15 protein-coding genes, 2 tRNA genes and 1 pseudogene are annotated in these 22327 nt (G+C 36.6%); 14 read left to right on the top strand and 4 right to left on the bottom strand.

Annotated elements, in window-relative coordinates:
- Positions 1 to 152: 152 nt before the first annotated feature.
- Both RWM19_RS06920 and RWM19_RS06915 read left to right on the top strand, forming a co-directional pair.
- Positions 153 to 950, top strand: coding sequence for a papain-like cysteine protease family protein (locus RWM19_RS06920; protein WP_294026685.1), 798 nt, complete (start codon positions 153 to 155; stop codon positions 948 to 950).
- 697 nt (positions 951 to 1647) lie between these two features.
- Positions 1648 to 3150, top strand: coding sequence for a hypothetical protein (locus RWM19_RS06915; protein ID WP_313985296.1), 1503 nt, complete (start codon positions 1648 to 1650; stop codon positions 3148 to 3150).
- Between the two features lie 278 nt (positions 3151 to 3428).
- Here the strand turns inward: RWM19_RS06915 and RWM19_RS06910 are convergent.
- Both RWM19_RS06910 and RWM19_RS06905 read right to left on the bottom strand, forming a co-directional pair.
- Positions 3429 to 3501, bottom strand: a tRNA-Ala gene (locus tag RWM19_RS06910).
- 31 nt (positions 3502 to 3532) lie between these two features.
- Positions 3533 to 3609 (bottom strand) — tRNA-Ile (locus RWM19_RS06905).
- A gap of 180 nt (positions 3610 to 3789) precedes the next feature.
- Between RWM19_RS06905 and RWM19_RS09005 the strand changes: the two are divergent.
- The 3 genes and pseudogenes from RWM19_RS09005 to RWM19_RS06885 all read left to right on the top strand — a co-directional run bounded on the left by RWM19_RS09005 (position 3790) and on the right by RWM19_RS06885 (position 6942).
- Positions 3790 to 5187: pseudogene (locus RWM19_RS09005) on the top strand (MBOAT family O-acyltransferase).
- A 241-nt stretch (positions 5188 to 5428) separates the two neighbouring features.
- Positions 5429 to 6310, top strand: a complete 882-nt coding sequence (locus RWM19_RS06890) for an alginate O-acetyltransferase AlgX-related protein (protein WP_313985290.1) — start codon at positions 5429 to 5431, stop codon at positions 6308 to 6310.
- Between the two features lie 134 nt (positions 6311 to 6444).
- Positions 6445 to 6942 carry a small multi-drug export protein gene (locus tag RWM19_RS06885; RefSeq protein WP_313985286.1) on the top strand — a complete coding sequence of 166 codons (498 nt, stop codon included), beginning with the start codon at positions 6445 to 6447 and terminating at the stop codon, positions 6940 to 6942.
- 35 nt (positions 6943 to 6977) lie between these two features.
- Here RWM19_RS06885 and RWM19_RS06880 read toward each other — a convergent pair whose 3' ends face one another.
- Entirely contained in the window at positions 6978 to 7640 is a 663-nt protein-coding gene (locus tag RWM19_RS06880) for an HAD family phosphatase (RefSeq protein WP_313985283.1), read from the bottom strand.
- A gap of 88 nt (positions 7641 to 7728) precedes the next feature.
- On the opposite strand from RWM19_RS06880, the gene ispD reads away from it, so the two are divergent.
- The 8 genes from ispD to RWM19_RS06840 all read left to right on the top strand — a co-directional run bounded on the left by ispD (position 7729) and on the right by RWM19_RS06840 (position 20611).
- A complete protein-coding gene (gene ispD, locus RWM19_RS06875; protein ID WP_313985280.1) occupies positions 7729 to 8370 on the top strand; it encodes a 2-C-methyl-D-erythritol 4-phosphate cytidylyltransferase in 642 nt (213 codons plus the stop codon).
- 169 nt (positions 8371 to 8539) lie between these two features.
- On the top strand, positions 8540 to 9589 hold the full coding sequence (locus RWM19_RS06870; protein ID WP_313985278.1) for a DUF5692 family protein: 1050 nt from the start codon (positions 8540 to 8542) through the stop codon (positions 9587 to 9589).
- Between the two features lie 754 nt (positions 9590 to 10343).
- Positions 10344 to 14339: a Cna B-type domain-containing protein gene (locus tag RWM19_RS06865; protein WP_313985276.1), complete on the top strand. Its 3996-nt coding sequence runs from the start codon at positions 10344 to 10346 to the stop codon at positions 14337 to 14339.
- 203 nt (positions 14340 to 14542) lie between these two features.
- Complete coding sequence (locus tag RWM19_RS06860) at positions 14543 to 15577, top strand: helicase-related protein (protein WP_313985273.1); 1035 nt, start codon at positions 14543 to 14545, stop codon at positions 15575 to 15577.
- Positions 15565 to 16191 (top strand): phosphoribosyltransferase family protein, encoded by a 627-nt coding sequence (locus tag RWM19_RS06855; RefSeq protein ID WP_313985270.1) that lies wholly within the window; start codon positions 15565 to 15567, stop codon positions 16189 to 16191. The genes RWM19_RS06860 and RWM19_RS06855 overlap by 13 nt, the downstream gene beginning before the upstream one ends.
- Before the next feature lie 99 nt (positions 16192 to 16290).
- Positions 16291 to 18642 carry a preprotein translocase subunit SecA gene (secA, locus tag RWM19_RS06850; RefSeq protein ID WP_313985266.1) on the top strand — a complete coding sequence of 784 codons (2352 nt, stop codon included), beginning with the start codon at positions 16291 to 16293 and terminating at the stop codon, positions 18640 to 18642.
- Positions 18643 to 18644: 2 nt separating this feature from the next.
- A protein-coding gene (prfB, locus tag RWM19_RS06845; protein ID WP_313985264.1) for a peptide chain release factor 2 occupies positions 18645 to 19755 on the top strand; the annotation gives its coding sequence in 2 pieces (ribosomal slippage) (positions 18645 to 18716 and positions 18718 to 19755; 1110 coding nt in all).
- A complete protein-coding gene (locus tag RWM19_RS06840) occupies positions 19748 to 20611 on the top strand; it encodes an RluA family pseudouridine synthase (protein WP_313985262.1) in 864 nt (287 codons plus the stop codon). Before prfB ends, RWM19_RS06840 begins: the two co-directional genes overlap by 8 nt.
- On the opposite strand, the gene nudC is transcribed toward RWM19_RS06840, so the two are convergent.
- Positions 20612 to 21421 carry an NAD(+) diphosphatase gene (gene nudC, locus RWM19_RS06835; protein WP_313985260.1) on the bottom strand — a complete coding sequence of 270 codons (810 nt, stop codon included), beginning with the start codon at positions 21419 to 21421 and terminating at the stop codon, positions 20612 to 20614.
- Between the two features lie 542 nt (positions 21422 to 21963).
- Between nudC and RWM19_RS06830 the strand changes: the two genes are divergently transcribed.
- Positions 21964 to 22233: a type II toxin-antitoxin system RelB/DinJ family antitoxin gene (locus RWM19_RS06830; protein ID WP_313985258.1), complete on the top strand. Its 270-nt coding sequence runs from the start codon at positions 21964 to 21966 to the stop codon at positions 22231 to 22233.
- Positions 22234 to 22327: the final 94 nt, after the last annotated feature.

Raw genomic sequence — 22327 nt, 5'->3', positions numbered from 1 at the left:
AAGACTGCCTGATTAATCGGGATTTCCCGCATATTGAGCAATCAACTCTGTGCCTGTAGTAATCTTCTATAGATAAGTGTGTGACGAATTGAATACATACAGGTGGTATTGGTTGATACTGCCTTTTTTGTTGGGGACCGGGAAGGGGAAAAATGAAAAAGTTTTATTTAGTTTTACTTGCGCTGCTTATGACAGCATGCACAACCAAAGCAACATCTGTAAAAGAGACTGCAGCAAACACAACTGGTAATTACACTGATGAAATGAAGATTGAGGACAATGAAGACCTAGATCCAGAAGCTGGTTCAGATTCTGTGGAACGTGCAGGCGACCACAAAGGAAGTCCTTATTTTACATCTTTAGATTATTACAATATGACAAGTAATGGCTCACTTTCAATTTTACCGAAGTTTAAAACAATTCAACAATCAAGTGAGTGGAGCTGTGGTGTAGCATCAGCCTTAATGGTAATGGATTTCTATGGTAAAAGAGGAAATCTGGGTGAAGAAGATCTTGCGAAGCTACGTTCTAATGGTTTGACTCCAGGCCCTACATCGGTAAAACAAGCCGTAGAAATGTTTAAGGGTGTCGGTGGATTCTCTGTTGAATCCAATTATGATCATGTTGGAGAGGATCCACATGAGGTTTTCCCTCTGTCACGTTTTAAAGAAGAAATTCAAGCAGGAAATGCTGTGATGGTTTGCTGGATTGAGTGGGGTGGACACTGGCAAGTAGTCATTGGTTATGATGATATGGGAACAGAGACAACACAAGATGACGTTATGATTATGGCAGATCCTTATGATACAACTGATCATAATCAAGATGGCTACTTTGTGTATGGTGCAGAACGTTTCTACTATAACTGGTCTATGTATGATTTCTTCGCAGAAGAAGGTAAAGAAGACTATGAACGCAATGCATTATTTGTATTAGCAAAACCAGAATAAAAAAGAATGTCCTTCACTTCAAGGGAGGACATTCTTTTTGCAGTGGTGTTTCATGATGCTTTATTGATTTTTTAAATAGTATCCTTTCTTCATTTGGTAAATTTATAATTTAAAGAAAAACTGATGTTTTAACTGGAGACACATCATAATGATTTACTTTCCTATAAATCTAAATAATCGATAATGAGTGCTTTCCCAATAAATTGTTCAAGGAAAACAAATTAAATGATGTACATCCATCATATAAATGTACTGGTGAATTCATGGTTTTCCCAGTATGTATATACTGAAAGGAAATTTGGCCAATCTGTTCTAGGATGAACTGACATTGTTTTATTGTTGATATGTATTAAGATACATAAGTTCATACGAATCTAAATCAGAAGTTTTCACCTATATAAGATATAAAAATGACTAGAAAAAACTGTTGGATCTCCAACGAATGGAAATTGTTACTACAAGAAAAAAATTGGAATTATCAATTTATTTATAAGTTCCTTAATGATATAAAATTTACTAAAGATACATCACTCTGCAGACATTGTATAAGTGGATGTAAATGTAAAATATAGATACAAAATGAAATTTATTTTCAAATAGAATATTACAATCTAAAATATATTATTTTTTGCAAAAAATTCTTGTTGACTTCATGCATGAATGTACTATATTGAGGGTGAACAAGGGGGGGAGAAATATGAAACGACAATTCTTATGTATTTGTTCAATTTTTCTGAGTTTTGCAATGTTTCACCCTACAGCGGTTGTTAATGCAAAAGAGACAACCATCATATCTTCCAAAACTCAAGCAGGCTGGATATTTACAGGCGGTAATTACCAGTACTACAACAGTTACGGGGTACAATTATTTGGCTGGCAACAGATTAATGGGCATTGGTACTATCTTGGGGAAGATGGTAACATGCAGACTGGTTGGATTACAATTGGTAATAAGAATTACTACTTCAATTCATCTGGTGAAATGGCAACAGGCTGGGTATTTACAAATGATCACTGGCAATACCTTGACAAAAGTGGTGAGAGATTAGATGGTCTACGTAAGATTGATGGTTCTCTGTATCTCTTACTTGATGGAAATATGTGCACTGGATTAGTAGAACATGATGGTTCAAAAATACTGTTTGGTGATGATGGCAAATTAATTGGAGGATTATACTATCAATTTACTCGTGGTTACTACTTTGTAAATGAGAACTTTGAATATTTGACTGGTTGGCAATATTTTAATGGGAATTGGTATTATTTTGATTCTGAAGGATTGATGCAGACAGGATGGGTTACCTATGGTGAACACACTTTCTTCGTAACAGAAACTGGCGAAATGGCAACAGGTTGGATATTTACGAATAATCACTGGCAATACCTTAATACATTTGGGCATCAGTGCTTTGGTTGGCAGAGAATTTATAATCAATGGTATAACCTTGGTGAAGATGGAAACATGCAGACAGGTTGGGTCGACTATAAAGGCAGACAATACTATCTGGATGAAAATGGCGTGATGGCCGAGAATTGCAGACTTCTCTTTGGTGATACTTATTATTATTTCGACTACGAAGGAATCGCAAGAGCGGGCTGGGAATTGATTGATGGCGAATGGTATTACTTTGATCCAACAGCTGAGGTGCTAGGTGGTTGGTTAAATTATAAGAATAATCAATACTATATTTATTCTGATGGAAAAATGGCAACTGGCTGGACATTTGTTGATGGTAATTGGAAGTACTTTGGTGAAGATGGCATTCAAAGATTCGGTTGGCAACAGATTAATGGGCATTGGTACTATCTTGGGGAAGATGGTAACATGCAGACTGGTTGGATTACAATTGGTAATAAGAATTACTACTTCAATTCATCTGGTGAAATGGCAACAGGCTGGGTATTTACAAATGATCACTGGCAATACCTTGACAAAAGTGGTGAGAGATTAGATGGTCTACGTAAGATTGATGGTTCTCTGTATCTCTTACTTGATGGAAATATGTGCACTGGATTAGTAGAACATGATGGTTCAAAAATACTGTTTGGTGATGATGGCAAATTAATTGGAGGATTATACTATCAATTTACTCGTGGTTACTACTTTGTAAATGAGAACTTTGAATATTTGACTGGTTGGCAGTATTTTAATGGAAATTGGTATTTCTTCAATTCTGATGGTTTATTGTCATCAAATTAATGTATCACATACTTAAATTAATAAATATTGATAAGGGATGTACCGCATAACATCCTAGAATAAAATGTCCAACTTCTGGATTTAGAGGAAGGACATTTTATTTTAATATAGGTACTACAATAATTTCATATAGGGTAAATAGTCCCCTTACACCAAACTAGACATAAAATATCAACTTTATAATATTTTGCGCTAAGATATGAAAAAATGCAAAAAAAGAGATTGTATATCTCAAGCAAATCACGTGTTTTACTTAAAAAATACAATCTCTATATCAGTGGAGCTAAGGAGGATCGAACTCCTGACCCCCTGCTTGCAAAGCAGGTGCTCTCCCAGCTGAGCTATAACCCCATGTATATCAATTCGATGAGTTTACCGAAAATGGTGGGCCTGAATGGACTTGAACCAGCGACCTCACCCTTATCAGGGGTGCGCTCTAGCCACCTGAGCTACAGGCCCAACTTCATCGAATGCTTTAATATAATATCAACCACAGTACCTAGTGTCAACATGTTTTTTTCATTTTTTAAAAAAATTTGTTCTTCCCTTAAGTAAACATAGATAAATTTATGCTGGTAATTATGATATAATCCAGAATGATTCATCAAACAAATATGATGTGCAGAGAGGGAGACTTCAATGGTATTCAGTTCCGCTATATTCTTATTGGCTTTTTTGCCAATGGTATTTATCAGCAATTACTTTATAAAAAAGGAGTATTCTAATTATCTATTATTGATAGCTAGCCTTATATTTTATGCATGGGGAGAACCATATCTTGTATTGCTAATGGTTTTTTCTATTTTAGTGAATTGGTTTTTTGGGCTACTCATTAGTAAAACGTGCAATACTTCAAGAAAATTAATACTTGCTGGAGGCATAATTATAGACCTTTCTATTTTAGGCTATTTTAAATATGCTGGTTTTTTTGCGAAAATAATTAATTTTGTGGTAGGTAGTAATTTATTCACGATACCAAAAATATCACTTCCTATTGGAATTTCATTTTTCACTTTCCAAGCAATCTCATATATTGTTGATGTATATCGTAGAGATACTGAGGCATCAAATAACCCTGTGAATGTTGCTCTATATATTTCATTTTTTCCACAATTAATTGCTGGGCCAATTGTAAAGTATAGAGATATAAACAAACAAATTGAAGAAAGAACGATTCGATGGGATGAGGTTTCTGATGGTTTTAAAAGATTTATTTATGGTCTTGGCAAAAAGGTAATTATTTCAAACGTTTTAGGCACACTTGTAGATATGATATATGCGAATGAAATTGGTACAATTAATAGTGGGGTAGCATGGTTAGGTGCTTTTGCATATACATTCCAAATCTATTATGACTTCTCTGGATAATCTGATATGGCAATTGGATTAGGGAAAATGTTTGGATTTAACATCTTAGAAAATTTTAATTATCCATATCTTTCAAGTTCTATTACGGAATTTTGGAGAAGATGGCATATTTCTCTTGGGTCGTGGTTTAGAGAATACTTATATATTCCGTTAGGTGGCAACCGAAAAGGTATCATTAGAACATATCTGAACCTTGTAGCAGTCTTCTTTTTTACGGGTTTATGGCATGGTGCAGATTTGTCCTTTATAGTATGGGGCTTATATCATGGATTCTTTACCATCTTAGAAAGAGCTGGGTTCAAGAAAATTTTGGACAAATCGAAGATACTATCAACCATAGCAACTTTCTGTGTAGTTACGATTGGTTGGGTAATGTTTAGAGCAAATGATACTTTATCTGGACTTAGATATATTGCTAGAATGCTGATGCCGTGGCACTATCATGGAAATGGAATTGGGGCATTAAGCTATTTAGATAGCAAAACAGTCTTCATCTTTATTTGCGCAGTTTTTGGCATGGGCATCATGCAAAGTATCATACCAGAAGGTATAAAGAAAAAGTGGAGTGGATCAACAGTTGAAGCTTTATATTGTGTCTTCATATTGATTGTATGTTTAGGTTCTGTTGCGAGTGGAACTTATAACCCATTTATTTATTTTCAGTTTTAGGAGCAAAAAAATGAAAGAAAGAAAACTTGGTCGGATTATAATATTATGTGCATTTTTTGTTATAATCTGCTGTTCGAAAGGAATATGGTTCTTTTCTGAGAAATTTATTGATTCAACAAATTATGAAAATCGTAAATTGGCCTCAAAGCCTACTATAACACTGGACAATTATAGGTCGTTTTTTGATGAGTATACAGCATATTTTAATGATAATCTTCAATTCAGAAATACCTTAATCACAATGAATTCATTTATTGATTACTACTTCTTTAGAACTTCTTCCAATCCATCTGTCACAATAGGGAAAGATAGTTATCTTTTCTATACAAGAGCAGATGATGGTAATCCTCTTGCAAATTATCAAGGGAAGGACTTATATAGTGAAGAGGAATTGAAGGCACTTGCAAAGAACTGTGTTGCACAGAGAGATTATTTATCTAGTCATGGAAAAGAATTTGTAATCTATATCGCTCCTAATAAGGAGAGAGTATTTAGTGAATATATGCCTGATAAGTATGGAAAACCAGCCGAAAACTATCGTGCCTTACAAATTTATAACTATTTAAAAGAGAATACTGACATAAGAGTTATATATCCATATGCAGAATTAATGGCTGCAAAAACAAAAATTCAGGAGAATATTTGGTATAAAACAGATTCGCATTGGAATAACATTGGTGCGTATATTGGCGCAAAAGCATTATTTGATGAACTTGGGGTAGAGTTTCCTGATATTACTGATTCTAGTATTAGTATCGTTAGAGGGGAAAACACTTCCGGTGACTTAGCTTCAATGTTGGGCTTAACACAATATTTTAAGGATACCGATTACGAATATACTGTTAAGGGTTACAACGATCACAATGTACAGAATCTTGCATCAGATTTTAGTGGAGCACTTATTTATAAGGCTGTAGGTGCAGATTCAAGAAAACTCTATGTTATTAGAGATTCGTTTTCTACTGCTCTAGCTCCATATCTTGGTAGTCAATTTAACGAGAGTTACTTAAGACATAAAAGTACATATTCGTATGAAGATTTAGAATCACAAAATCCTGATATTGTAGTCTATGAGACAGTGGAGAGATACGCTGACGGTTTAATGAACTTTTCTATCAAGTAATACTGCAAGAGATTAAATCTAGTTTTTTGTGTAACGTTAATTTATGTATTAAATTGATTTATATAGTTTTTCCGAGTGAATTGCGATGAATAGTGGTCTATGGTAAAGTTAGCAAGGATATGCGGAGGTTTTGCATGGAAGGCTTTATTATCTGGTGGGCAGGGACTGTTGGAAAGTTCTTATCACCTAAATTATCAATCTTTTTAGTTAGTTTATTACCACTCATTGAAGAACGTGGTGGATTATTACTTGCCAAGATGCTACAAGTCCCTATGTGGGAGGCGGTATTCTGGTGTGTGGTTGGAAATATATTACCAATCCCATTTATCCTATTTGGCATTAAGAAATTAATTCATTGGTTATCTACTCATCATCTGTCGAAGATTGCGGAGTGGTTGGAAAAAAAAGCAATTAAGAATAAACCGAAAATCGATAAATACGGATTCTGGGGGTTAGCACTATTTGTAGGTATTCCATTACCTGGAACGGGTGCTTGGACTGGATGTTTGATCGCGGCTTTGTTTGAAATGGACTTAAAAAAAGCAACCCTATCAATTCTGATTGGAGTTGCAATGGCTGCAATTATTATGACATTAGTATCCTATGGATTATTAGGTGCAGTGTTTGGATAAGATCTCATTTGAGGTCTTTTTTTGTACTGATGAAATTATTCGGGTAAAGTTTCAAGTAGTTCGATGATACCTTGGAAGTCTTTGATTGTGGCAGATAAGAATGGAAGTTCATGTGCTTCTAAAGAATCACTAGCGATAGCTATGACTTTTGCGTTAGCTTTCTTTGCGGCTAGGACGCCGTTGATTGAATCTTCAAAGATTAGGACAGGATTGTCGATACGTAGGCGCTTCATTGCCTCTAAATACATTTCATATTTATTCTTATATGTACCATCATCATAGACAATTGTATCTGGATCAATCCATTGATCTAAGTGAAACTGAGATACATAGAAGTCTATGTTCTCTTTAATGGATGCTGAGGCAATTGTAAATGGAATATTATGGTGTTTGAGGTAGTGGAAGAATTCAATGACACCAGGAGCTAATGCTGCGTTAGGATCATTTTTTACATACATACGGTACAATGATTCTTTTTCGGCAGATAAATGCTCGCATTCTTCTATAGAAAGTGTGCTATTTGTCATACGTTGAATTAAATCGACATTGGCAAGACCCCAGTATTTTTGTACAAGTGTTTCTCTTGTCATGTGTTTCCCTATGACGTTCATTGCGATTGTATCCCAAGCCTGAATATGAATATCTGTGTCAAAGAATAGGGTGCCATTAAAGTCAAATATAATTCCGTTATAGCGCATGGTATCTCCTTTTTTGATTATTATACATTTTATTGATGCACATGACACTTGATTATGTTTTAATATATGAAAAAAGAGGGAGATAGTTATGCAATACAGTGCTCTAATCGTTGCGGCAGGTAGTGGAACAAGAATGAAGCTTGGATATAATAAGGTTTATGCAAAACTATCGGATGGTACAACTATTTTGGACAAGACGCTTTCTGTGTTTTTAAATGATAGTGATTGTGTGCAGATTGTTCTAGTAACAGATTGTGTAGAGCACTTTGAAAAAGAGCAGGGAAGAAAAGATGGTAGGATTGTATTTGCTAGTGGTGGAAAGACACGACAGGATAGTGTTTATAATGGACTGCGTGCAGTGTTAGCAGATGTTGTTTTAGTTCATGATGGTGCTAGACCTTTCTTGGATCAAGAATCACTAGAAAAGATTAAAAAGACAATGGAAACAGAGAAAGCAGCACTGCTATGTGTTCCATGCAAAGATACTATAAAGCATGTTCAGGATGGTTATGTTGTAGAGACGTATGAGCGAAGTACCTTACAGTGTGCACAAACACCCCAAGCATTTGATACGGAATTATTACTTACATGCATGCATAAAGCGAAGAAGGAGCACTTTATTGGTACTGATGATACTTCCTTAGTGGAGAGATATTCAGATGTAAAAGTGGCAGTAGTCGAAGGAAAGTACTCTAACTATAAAATCACAACGCCAGAAGATATGAGATGAAAATTGGATAAAATTTATCCAATTTTTTATATTTGTCAAAATAACAAAAGAAATATTTTGGATATGCATTGTATAACAAAACAATGTTATATAAAATATAAAGTGAAATTAATCACATGTATTATACATGCATAATTGATTGAGTGAGAACATAAAAGGGGAGGACAATATGTTATTTCACATTAGCGGGGATACGGCCATATATCAATGGGTCGCAATGTTAGGGGTACTTGCCAGTTTAATCTTGTTGAACGAGTTTTCTCGTCGTACAAAGTTTGGTGGTATCTTGATGTTTTTTGTTTTACCATTAATTTTAACAGTGTATTTTATCGCAATTTATGTATCAGCTAGAATGGGTGCAGAGTGGGCATTACACAATCAAACCTATCTATATATGAATGGTTGGTTCCATTACGCAAAGTTATATGCATCACTAACTGGATGTATTGGATTTATGATGATCAAATACAAATGGGGGATTGGAAAACAGCATTGGTTCCGTGCATTCCCATTTGCGATTGTCGCAATTAATATCTTGATTGCAGTAGCAAGTGACTTTGAATCAGCGATTAACGGATGGTATAAGTGGTGGCTATCTTCTGAAGGTGTTTGGTTATATGGTGGTTGGCACAATGTATTTAACGGTTTAGCTGGTTTAATCAATATTTTCTGTATGACAGGTTGGTGGGCTGTATATTCTTCTAAGGATGAGAAGGATATGATATGGCCAGATATGATTTGGGTATACATCTTAATTTATGATGTATGGAATTTCGCATATACATACAACTGCTTACCAACACACACTTGGTTCTGTGGGGTTGCGCTCTTACTTTCACCTACAATTCCAGCGTTGTTATGGAATAAAGGTGGATGGATTCAAAATAGAGCGAACACATTATGTATCTGGTGTATGTTTGCACAGGTGTTCCCATTATTCCAAGAAATATTAGCTGATGGCACAAAGGCGTTCCCGTGGGTTACGTTACCAGCGTTATACGCAGATGGAACTTTAAATGGTATCGTAGCAGGTGGAAGTGCGAACGCAAATCCAACAATGATGACAATTGTGAGTGGATTAGCACTTGTGGTAAACCTTATCGCAATCATCTACATTATTCGTACTTGTATGAAGACAAAGAAGAATCCATACAAGGGAGAAGTATTTACAGAATTTAAGTATTATAAAGACGCAGCTGCTCGTGCAGTAATCGACTGATGAATAATCGAAAGGGATAGAATCATAAAAGGTAGGTCCTAAGAAGGTGTGCTTCATTTTGGGGCTACCTTTTATTTTGGACAGGATACTTTAAAAGGCAAATCTCATCAGTACCAATATCAACTCATATCCAAAAGAAAAGCTGCACGGAAGATCATCCATACAGCTGCTCCATTTCTACAACGAAGAAATGGCTAAGAGACTTCATGATTTTGGAATTACCGAAATCGCTGCAGACGAAGTAATTCTAAAACCATATCTTCTAAAGTAAGAAGATAACTCAGAAGTTTCAAAATCAATCACACACCAAGGATCGGCATTTAACTTTCATCAGACAACGAAGTAGAATCAACTCTTACAAATTTTTTGAACAATAGATTCTGCCTACCTTTCATGCGCTCATTTTTTCTTTAGAAGTGAAATGTAAGTTTTGCTTAATCCTACTTGATTTTGACATGATATTTTAAATTGATTAAGACAACTAAAATGTTGGTAGGTAGATAATGAAAGTTAATAAAATCTTAAAAAAGTTTGTGTATGAATCTTATACGTTGTCACTTAAAATTGATATATGCAACAAAACATTTTTTGTTTGTGAATACATCCTTTGAATACGGAATAGTGCTAGATAAAATCAGTTAAAATAGTAATCAAATCCACGTTGCCAAGTAGCGTTGATGGTAGAGTATCACAATTCCTAGCAATGATTTCGTACAAAGTTAAACGCTGCAGAAATCATTGAAAGGAGAAAACTATGAATAGTAATCATCGTCTTATAAAGGGAATGCAGAGGTTGTTTACGTTTCTATTATCATTTGTGATTGTAATCGCCGGTTTTATTCCTGGAAAAGCTGTTGTTTGGGCTGAGAATACAACCGGTTTTCAATTTAATAAAGTAATTGTGAAAGATTCATCTACTGGTGTACAGGTCGCCGATTTATTAAATGGAGATATTCCAGAACTAAAAACAGGTGTAATTTACTCGCTGGATGTTGAATATGCAGTTCCATCGTCCTTGCAGTTTTCAAATACCTATTTTCATTTAAATCTTGGAAATGGAGCTTATATTACTACACTTCCTGGTTCCACATTTACAGAAGGACCTATTACTGCGACTGGATTCGAGGAGCTTGTAAAAACGCCAACCGGAACAGGCACTTCTCCATATGGATATCCAACCGCAGGGTCTGCACAGGCAAGAAATGGTGAATTAATCTATAAGACAAAGACTTCTTTGACTAATGTGGCTTCTGCTGGTGAAATTAGTTTTAGTATTGATAGTGCATATCTAAACCAAGATCCAAACCAAATTCTTACGAATTTAATTCAGGTGAGTTTAAGTACGGATGCAACTCCAACGGTGGATGTACGTTCTTTTAATGCAAAGTCTACAGAAGAATTTAGATATAATTTCTGGACGGATCAATCAACGGAGACGATTAATAAAGGTGATACTACAATTTCATTGATGGCCTCAATTACGGGTGGTAAATCATTGACAGAGGCAGGTAGTAAGACAACTGTTGAAATTGAGTATCCGAGTGATATTGAATTAGTTTCTCTTGAAGAGACACAACTCTATCATAGAAATGGAACTGTTGTATCTACAACAGAGAGTGGTGGTATTAAGACTACAAAACTAGAATGGGATGAGCCAGGTTCTTATTCTGGGACTCCTGTATTTAAGCCACATGTTAAGGTTCCTGCAAGTTCTACTCGTGCAAGTGGATCTACCTTTAATATTGTTTTAAGGAATTTTAAGAAGACTATTTGGGATGATACGCCAAATGTTGATCGTACATCTAGTAATGTTTCTACAATGATCGTTAAGATGATTGATGGAGTTGATCCAGAACAGGTAACATCGCATGCCTTAACAGATACAGCAGTTAACTGGGCTTATCAAAAATATGATACTTATAACGTACGTTTAGGTTCTATGTTGATTAAAAATGAACTGACAACTCCAACAAAACCAAAGACAATTGAAATGACAATTGATGAGACAGATACTGCTATCATCCGTGGGGTAACAATTCCGTATCATACTGATATGGTGTATGGAAATATCTATTGGACATCTGCTAGTGGTGCTAGCGGTGTAGCTAGTTCAAGTATCTTACAGAAGTCTAATGTTTCTGCGCTAATTACAAATACTGCACTAGGCTTAGATATCAATGATTCTATCAAGTCTATTAAGGTTGATTTGGGACCAATTCCGGCACAATATGATGGTGTTCGTCCACAACGTGACCTATTAGATACATGGAATCCAAATAATAAATTTATTAGTGATGGTGAATACTATGGTTGGTCTTATATTCCAAACGGCGTGTACGGTAGCTGGAAAGTAGGTACAAACGCAGACGTTAAGACAACTGTTAAATTTTATACAACAGGCATAACACCAACCGCAGGTGATACTTACCACTTAACGGGTAAGTCTAAGGCACCGGAAGTAAAAAATGGTGTTGGCACGATCAATAAGACACAAATTCTAGGTGGAAATTCCTTTACGGTATCAGGACGTATCGATGATGCCAACTGGGACTGGAATCCACTTCAAGAGCCTGAGATTTATGTGATTATGCCGGAAGGTTTTACATATTCAAATCTACAAGTTACTGAAGGAACGTTAAGTGCACCAACTTATGTAGGTGAGTTTGAAAAAGATGGTGATAAGATCAAGGTTTGGAAATATTCCATCGACATTGGTCAAGAGACAAGAGGTCAATACCAACCTAACTTTACTAGTAAGAATATGACGGTGAAGTTTGATGTTCATGCGGATAAGACCGTCAAGGTTGCGACTTACCATATCAATGATTTCTTAGGTATTACGACGAAGGACTTCGACGCGATTGGTGCAGTCATCAAACCTGAAAAATGGGACCGCAGTAACTGGAATACTGACAAATATACAACTGTATTTGGCACGTCGGTTAACTCTGGTAAAACGATGGTTTCCCTATCTGAAAGTACTGGTGTAAAAGTAAATCAAGCTGCAGAGGTAAACGCACATTCTTCCTTAATCGATAAGGATACAGGTGCTGAGCTTATCTATGATAATACTTCTGCGACAACAAAAGAAAACACCACAGTTGTACTAGGGAAAGGTGATACGACAACGATGCGTATCAAACTGAGAAATAATAGTGGACAGCCAATTAACTATGCAAATGTATTTATTCCGTTACTGAATGAGAATTTAGACTTTGGTCCTTCATTTATGCCAGAAGGCGCAACACAGTTACCGCTAAAACTAGAACGTGTGGAGGCGACACCTAACTTTGAAGTGAAATACATCAAGTTAAGACCAGGGAAAACTTATGCACTCAATCATGCTCCACAGCCAAGTGATTACGATATCGTTACAAATCCAGCAGATGCCAATATGGTAATGCTCGTAGCGAGAACAACTGTAAGTGATGGGGATGGCGGTAGAATTGAAGTTACATATAAGGCTGAAAATGACCTATCGATATCTTATAACAATAAGGTAGATGTTATTACGCCAGTGTTAGATTATGACATTAATGGTAACCGTGCGACATTAACACTTGAACCTGCTGCGATGACCTATCATGGTTCTTCAATCAAAGTCACAAAAGAATGGAAGAATTATGATGGAACATTATTAACTGCCCCAGTAAGTGAAGTAGAAGTAGAGTTATATCGTGATGGAACATTTGTAGAAAAGAAGAAGATTACAGCTGCCAACCACTGGAAAGTATCCTTCGATAACATCGATATAGTAAACCCAGCTACGGGTGCTAACTATCAATATACAGTCAAAGAAGTTGGAGTAGATAGTTCTAATAAGATTCAGATCGATAATGCTTGGTATAGTGCAACTGTAACAGGTGATGTAGACCAAGGATTTACAGTCACAAATAAAAAGTCTTTAAATGCTACACCGCTGGTTCCATCAATAATCACAAAGACGATAACAAAGGAATGGGTTAATCTTACACAGGCAGAAATTGATACATTATCTACAACAATTGCCCTATATAAGAATGGAAATAAAGTCCAAGAAGTAACTGTTGATAAAAACAATCACTTTACAGCAACATTCTCTAACTTACCAGTAACTGATACAATTACATCTACCGCAAATGTTTACACGGTAAAAGAACTTGATGGTGATGGTAATGCGGTAGAAGAGGGAAATTCAATCACAATTGATAGCAGAGACTTTATAGTCCACTATGATGGTACAAAGATTGTCAATACTTATGTACCAAAACCTGTATTGGTTGATCCTCCAGTCAAGAAGATTGTAGAAGGAAATCCAACGAACGCATCCACATTCCAATTTGAGATGAAGGCAATCAATCCAACAGATCCAATGCCAAATGGCAGTGTAAATGGTGTAAAACTAGCTACGGTAATTGGAAGTGGTGAAGTTGAATTCGGTACTTTTGAAATTACACAGGCAGGTACGTATCAGTATGTGATTCGTGAAATCAATGGTGGTATCGCAAATTATACCTATGATACAACTCTCTATACAATCACATTTGATGTAAGAGACATTGCTGGACAACTTGTGGCTGATACTCATGTCGAGAAGGCGGATGGTACAGTCGTAAATGAAGCAGTATTTACAAATGTCTACAAAGCACCAACATCAACACCAAAGACAGGAGATAGTTCACATTTACCAATTTACATTGGTGCGATTATCATCACTCTTGTAGGATTTGGTTTTGCATGCATAAAGAAAATTCAATCAAACAAGCAATAACAAAACTCAGTGGGTTGATAGGTAAAAACTATCAACCTTTTTTGTGGAAAAGAATGAACTTACGTGAATATTAGGGTAGAGGTGAGATGATGAAATGTCCGCGTTGTGGGAATGCTCGTAAATCGTACTTTTACAAAGGGAGTCATGGATATTATTGTAGAAAATGTATTGGGTTTGGAAGACTGCTATTAGAAGAGGAAGAGATGGCTGGAAAGCTTGAAGATATACACGCTGATTGTAGTGAATACACCATGCAGTATCCCTTAACAAAATTTCAAGAAGTAGTGTCGAAAGAGTGTCAGATGTACATACGTACACAGGATGTATTACTAGAATGTGTTTGTGGTGCGGGTAAAACAGAAATGGTGCTTGCTAGTATTGCGGATGCGCTAAACGAGAATCGAAAAGTTTGCTTTGCGATTGCGAGAAGACAAGTGGTATTAGAACTATCAGAAAGACTACAAATCTATTTCAAAAAAGCAAAGATTGTTGCGGTATGTGGTGGCCATACAGATGTACTTGATGGAGATTTAATCGTGTGCACTACCCACCAGTTATATCGCTACCAAGGCCAATTTTCATTACTGATATTAGATGAACCAGATGCTTTCCCATATCGTGGAGATGAGGTATTACATGGTATTGCACAACATGCGTGCATAGGTCATATCATCTACCTAACGGCGACACCAGATAGTTACCTGTTAAGTAAAGTGAAAGAAGGAACAATGCGTCATATCGTATTAAATAAAAGACCTCATGGACACGATTTACCAGTACCAAGACTTTTTATTTATCCATCGATAATATTGTTTTATGTATTGTTACGATGGATAAACGAACATGCATGTAATCCAAGAATTATCTTTGTGCCAACGATAAAAACAGCAAAGAGATTCGGATATATTCTTAGTACATTAATGAAGTGTTATGTATGCACAAGCGAAAGTGAAAATCGAGATACTATCATCCATGAGTTTAAACAAGAAACAAATGGCATCATGATTGCGACGACAGTACTTGAAAGAGGTGTCACAATTCCAAAAGCAGATATCTGTGTATGGCATGCGAATCACTCTGTATTTGATGAGGCTGGTTTAATTCAAATGGCTGGTAGAGCAGGAAGAAGCTTTACATCACCAGAAGGAGATGTCCTGTTTTTATGCAGTGAAAAGACAGAACTTGTACAATTTTGCAAAGAAAAGATTGAGCAGGCAAATCACGTATGTATTGTTTAATGTGTGGAATGGAAAAAGGGGATGGAGATTTCATTGATATCCTAGAGAATGATGATCCCCTATGTCATAGATGTCGCAGTAATTTAAATCGTGTCAAATTTCGTATGAAGTTTCATGGATACAAGCTATATGCAAGTTATGTTTATGATGATGCTTTTGCGAAGATATTAGTTCAATACAAGGAATGTTTTGATGAAGCTTTGAAAACAGTATTTCTCTATCCATTTCGTTGGTGGTTTATGATTCGATTTTTTGGATATACTGTCTGTTATTTGCCAAGTTCAAAAGAGAAAATCGCAAAACGTGGGTTTCACCATCTAGAAAAGATGTTTTCATCTATTCCTTTACAACAGGCAGATCTCTTTGAAAAAGTGAATGATTTTGATCAGAAAAATCGTAGTGTTGAAGAGCGAATGAAGATGGTTGATAATATTGCATTAAAGAAACATTGCGATGTGCCTAGGAAAGTTTTATTGGTGGATGATACGATTACAACAGGTGCTTCTTTGTTGGGGGCACTTCATTGTTTACAAGATTATGACTGTAAGATTGTAATCTATGTTGTCAGTGTGAATCATTTATGGCTAAAAAAGCCGAAAATATTCGGAAAATAAGGTGCTTTCTAGAGCGTTGGTGGTGCTTGTCTCATTGCCTTTTATATGCCGAAAATATATAATAAAATAGTTATTTAGTATAAAAAATATGGAGGCATTATGGCAAATTTTTTAAGTCGATTATTCAACGAAGACGCCCGTAAGTTAAAACAGATTCAAAAGAAGATCAAGCCAGTTTTGGATTTGGAAGAAGAATATAAAGTAAAGAGTGATGATGAACTCAAAGCGATGACACCTTATTTGAGAGAAAAACTCGCTGCAGGTGCTACATTAGACGATATCTTTGTGGAGGCGTTTGCGACAGCACGTGAAGCCTGCCGAAGAGTAATCGGCGAATTCCCATATCCTGTTCAGCTCATGGGTGCTGCTGTTATGCAAGGTGGCGATATCGCCGAAATGAAGACAGGTGAAGGTAAGACTTTGACATCTGTTATGGCGGTATATCTAAATGCCTTAGAGGGTAAAGGTGTTCACGTTGTAACTGTAAACGAATACCTATCAGAACGTGACTCCGCATGGATGGGAGAAATTCACCGCTTCTTAGGCCTAACAGTTGGCTTAAACCTTCGCCAATTAACAAAGGCTCAAAAGCGTGCAGCGTATGCATGTGATATTACATATACAACAAACTCAGAACTTGGATTTGATTATCTACGTGACAACATGGTGACTCGCGTTGAAGACCGTGTACTTCGTGGCTTGAATGTTGCGATGGTCGATGAAGTTGACTCCATTTTGATTGATGAATCTCGTACTCCATTGATTATTTCCGGTGGTAAGAAAGATACAGCGAATCTTTATCTACAGGCTGACCGTTTCGTAAAGCGTTTGGTAAAAGATGAAGATTATGAATTGGATGTTAAGTCACGTACAGTTCAGTTAACGGAAAAAGGTACCGCAAAAGCAGAAGCTACTTTCCGTATTGAAAACTTATTCAATCTAGCGCATACGCAGTTATTGCATCACATTAATCAGGCTTTAAAAGCTAACTATGTGATGTTAAGAGATATTGAGTATGTCGTAGATGAAGAAAATGATGAAATTGTTATCGTCGATCCAAATACTGGTCGTTTGATGAAGGGTAGACAATGGTCTGATGGTTTACACCAGGCAGTGGAAGCTAAGGAAGGTATTTCTATCAAGCAAGAAACAACAACTCTTGCGACAATTACATATCAGAACTTCTTCCGTCTCTATAACAAACTTTGCGGTATGACTGGTACAGCGAAGACAGAGGAAGAAGAATTCCTAGAGATTTACAACATGTACGTATTTGAGATTCCAACAAATCGTCCAGTTGCACGTATTGACTACCCAGATGCGGTATATGGCACAAAGAAGGCAAAGTTCAATGCACTTGTGGATGAGGTTGTAGAACGTCATGCGGCAGGTCAACCTGTGCTTGTAGGTACAATCGCGGTTGAAACTTCTGAATTGATCTCTAAATACTTAAAGGAACGCCATATTCCACATGAAGTATTGAATGCTAAAAACAATGCTCGTGAAGCAGATATCATCGCTAAGGCCGGTCAGAAGGGTGCAGTTACCATTGCGACAAACATGGCTGGTCGTGGTACCGATATTAAGCTTGGCGAAGGTGTTCGTGAGTTAGGTGGTCTTTGTGTATTGGGTTCTGAAAGACATGAATCTAGACGTATCGATAACCAGTTGCGTGGACGTTCTGGTCGTCAAGGGGACCCAGGTATGTCACGTTTCTATGTATCTGTACAAGATGATCTTATGGTTCGTTTCGGTGCAGAACACATGGAAGCGCTATTCGCAAAACTTGGTGATACTGTTATTGAATCTAAGACAGTGACGCGTTCTATCTCTGGCGCACAACGCCGTGTTGAAGGTGTTAACTATGATGCTCGTAAGCAGTTATTACAATATGATGATGTTATGCGTCAACAGCGTGAAACAATGTATGATACAAGAAATTTCATTCTTGAAAATGAAGATGTTCACGCAGTCATTCATGATATGTTTAAGCGTGTTATTTCCGACATTGTTGCAGCACATTTCAACAGTGAAGCTAGGGATCAAGACTTAAATGAACTCATTGCGGCTTTAGATGGTATCGGGTTCAAGGGTGTTGTTCGTGTAGAAGATATTGAGGGACGTACTGAAAATGATGTTGTGGATATCTGTTTAGAACAGGCTTGGTCTGATTATGAACAGAAGATTGAAAAAGTAAAAGATAAGGTACTACCAATCGAGAAGGAAGTATCCTTACGTATGATTGACCGTGCTTGGTCTAACCACATCGATACGATGTCGAAGTTACGTGATGGTATTGGTTTACGTTCTTATGCGCAAAGTAATCCTCTACAGGCATATGTCACAGAAGGATTCAACTTATTCGAAGATATGATGCGTACAATTTCTCGTGAAATCGTAGCATTCTGCATGAATATCCGTGTTGTAGACGGACCTGAACAGGAGGCGTAATCATGGAATTGTATGAGATGAGACAAAGCGTTTCGCAGTGCCAAGCAAAATTGGAGTCGCTTGGCCACTCTCTTTGACTTGAAAGGAAAAGAGAAACGTTTAGCAGAAAACACTGCCTTAATGTCAGAAGCTGACTTCTGGAATGACCAGAAGAAAGCACAAAAAATTATTCGCGAAAGTAATCAATTAAAAGCTTTAATCGAAACACACCACTCCTTAACCGATTCCTTTGCGGAGTTAGGCGAAGGAATCAGTGAGTTATCATCTTCCTTTGATGAAGATATGAATGAACTCATCAGTGAAGAATATGTTGAGACAATGAAGAAGTTTGAAGAGTTTGAAATTCAAGTTCTATTGTCTGGGCCGTATGATGATCATAATGCCATTTTAGAAATTCACCCAGGTGCTGGTGGAACAGAAGCGATGGACTGGGCCGCAATGTTATATCGCATGTATATGCGTTGGGCTGAAAGAAAAGGCTTCAAGATTGAACTAATAGATTATCAAGAAGGTGAAGAAGCAGGTATGAAATCCTGTTCTGTTCTCATCCAAGGTCCGATGGCATATGGTTACTTGAAAGCAGAAAGTGGAGTACATCGTTTGGTTCGTATTTCACCATTCGACTCTAACGCAAGAAGACACACGTCCTTTGCATCGGTAGAAATCATGCCAGAATTTGAGGATGATCTTGAAATTGAAATTGATGATAAAGATTTAGATATTATCACAATGCGAGCTTCAGGTGCTGGTGGTCAGCACATCAATAAGACAGACTCTGCTGTACGTATGACACATATCCCTACTGGGATTACTGTGTTCTGCCAATCACAGCGTTCGCAGATTCAAAACCGTGAAGCATGCTTGAATATGTTGAAGTCAAAGTTACTACAACTCAAAATTCGTGAGAATGAAGAGCGTGCAGCTGCGGTAAGAGGTGAAGTGAAGGCAAATGAATGGGGTTCTCAAATTCGTTCTTATGTCTTTGCGCCATATACAATGGTAAAAGACTTACGTACCGGTCATGAAGCAGGCAATGTACAAGCTGTCATGGATGGCGAAATTGATGGCTTCATTGATAGTTATTTACGTAGTATGATTAAGGCAGATGAATAAAGAACTGCACTATCAAATCACAGATAAACAAAACGGTCTTACAGTAAAGGCCGTTTTATCGTCTTTGGGTTTTAGTCGTCATGAAATTTCACGCTTTAAATTCTCAGCATATCAGATGTATTTAAATGGAGAACCTGTGATGGTCAACCAAGTTGTACATACAACAGATGTTCTAATGATTGAAGAATTGAATCTAGAAACATATCCACTTCATCCAAGTGTCATGCGACCAGACATCTTGTATGAAGATGAAGATATTGTGATTGTGGATAAACCTGCAGGCATACCATCTCATCCGAGTCATCTTCATTTAACGGATGATATGGGAACAATTCTAAGAGATTATTACCAAGATGAGCACTTTGTGATTCGTCCAATTGGACGATTAGATAAAGATGTATCAGGTATTATGATTTATGCGAAAAATCAACTCTCTGCCGCAAGATTAACAGCACAAAGGAAAGATGGAATCCTTCAAAAGCACTACTACGCGATTGTTGAAGGACAACTAGAAGATAAAGCTACACTAATTTTTTCCTTGTTGAAGGAAGATGGACAACTGACACAATCCTTCAATCAAGGTGGAAAACAATGTATTACAGAATATGAAGTAATGAAAAGGTATCAAACAGAGTGCCTGATAAAAGTGCATTTACAAACGGGAAGAACACACCAGATACGTGCTGGTTTTGCGGGGATTGGTCATCCACTTTGTGGGGATACGTTGTATGGTGGCAGTACACAATGGATCAAACGACCAGCATTGCATTGTGCAAGAATTGAATTATTACAACCCTTTACCAAAGCGAAGATTATTCTAGAATCACCATTACCAGAAGATATGAAAAGAAAGTAGTTAGACTACTTTCCCTTGTTTGTAATATTGAATCATCTCAGTTGTAAGTGAAGCATTATCTAGACTGTTAATCTCTTCCTCACGGTCTGCCCACCGTGCAACACGTAACTCATTTTCATCCATCTGGATAGGAGAATCACCATGTGCTTTACACCAGAATCCAAAAAGTAATGTGGATGAGAAGGACCATGGTTGTGATTTATAGTATTGAATATCGGTTACATCTAGACCAGTTTCTTCTTTTACTTCACGCTTTACGGTTTCTTCGATTGTTTCACCAATTTCACAGAAACCGGCAACCAGTGCATAACTTTGGTAGTGACCATGCGCATACTTCGTTACGAGAATCTGACCTTTTTCATTGGTAATACCAACGATAACAGCAGGTGAAATCTTAGGATATACTATATTTGAGCAATGTGGACAACGCATCGCTCTTTCTTTTTGATCAAAGTTCATTGGATGGCCACACTTACCACAGTATTTGTTATCTTGAATCCAACGATACAGTTGCCAAGCTGTAATCGCCGCAAAACCTAACATTTGATTTTCAAAGGTACGCATCGCGCGGAAGGATACCTTAATATGATCAAGACTTGTTAAGTCAGTGAGAAAGAATTTTATATCATCGATAGAAAATAGATAATAACAACGACTTTCCTGGGAAATTTCATGATAGCGATAAAAGTGATGTTCGTCTTTCATTAAGACTTGGTCTTCTTCAAAAGAGAAGATAATATCATTCTCGGCAGGCGTAACATCTGTTTGAAACGAATTCTTATAAACGTGTGGGTAGATATCTTGTATCATCTTATGACCTCCTGGAAATAAGAAATGGTCCTTATCGGACCAACAATAATATTATAGAACAAAAAAATTTTAATTGTAAGACTATTAAATTTAAAAGCGGATGCTATAGTAAAGGTGCGAAGAGAAGTACCCTAGAAGAAAGGATAAGGAGGTACGAGCTCATGAAGGAAGTGTTACTCAATTACAGTTTACGCTCCAACATTTAACAAAGATCGTTAAATGAAATGTTTCTCAAGAAAAGTTGAGGACAGACCAATGGACAATTTAAAATAAAAATAGAATATAAATAATCATTTGTGAAAAACAAATTATTCTGAAATCCGTATTTCAGTAGCGAAGTATCGCAAAAAAGATAATGCAGTAAATCTATAGCATCAAGAAAGGTCTCGCAAAAACAAACCGTTGGATTGAAACAGCAGGGTTTAATCGAGACCTTTTGTTATGTCTATGTAGCAATGTACGTTTAAGGTTTATAATATTTATTTGCATTGCATTGTAATATGAATTATATATGAAAAATATAAATGAAAGGAGTGAAATTAATGGCAAATAAAGAAAATATGACACTGCGAATCGATCATGATATTAAAGTACAGGCAACGAAGTTATTCAAATCTTTAGGGCTTGATATGAGTACTGCTACTGGAATTTTCTATCGACAAGCATTACAACATCGTGGACTACCATTTGATGTGAGAATCGAAGAGCCAAATATAGAGACATATGCAGCGATGGAAGATGCCACAAAGAGAAGAGATTTAAATGGTCCTTTCGATAGCGTTGAAGAACTGATGGAGTCATTAGATAGTTAAATAGATTTATATAAATAAACTATCAGAAGAGGCTGTATTAAAAAATTGTAAGGAATACATGCATGAATGAGAAATGATATGCGTATTTATTTGT

This window comes from uncultured Solobacterium sp., from assembly GCF_963517755.1.
Taxonomy (GTDB): Bacteria; Bacillota_I; Bacilli_A; order Erysipelotrichales; family Erysipelotrichaceae; genus Bulleidia.
This window is presented reverse-complemented; position numbering and strand designations above follow the sequence as displayed.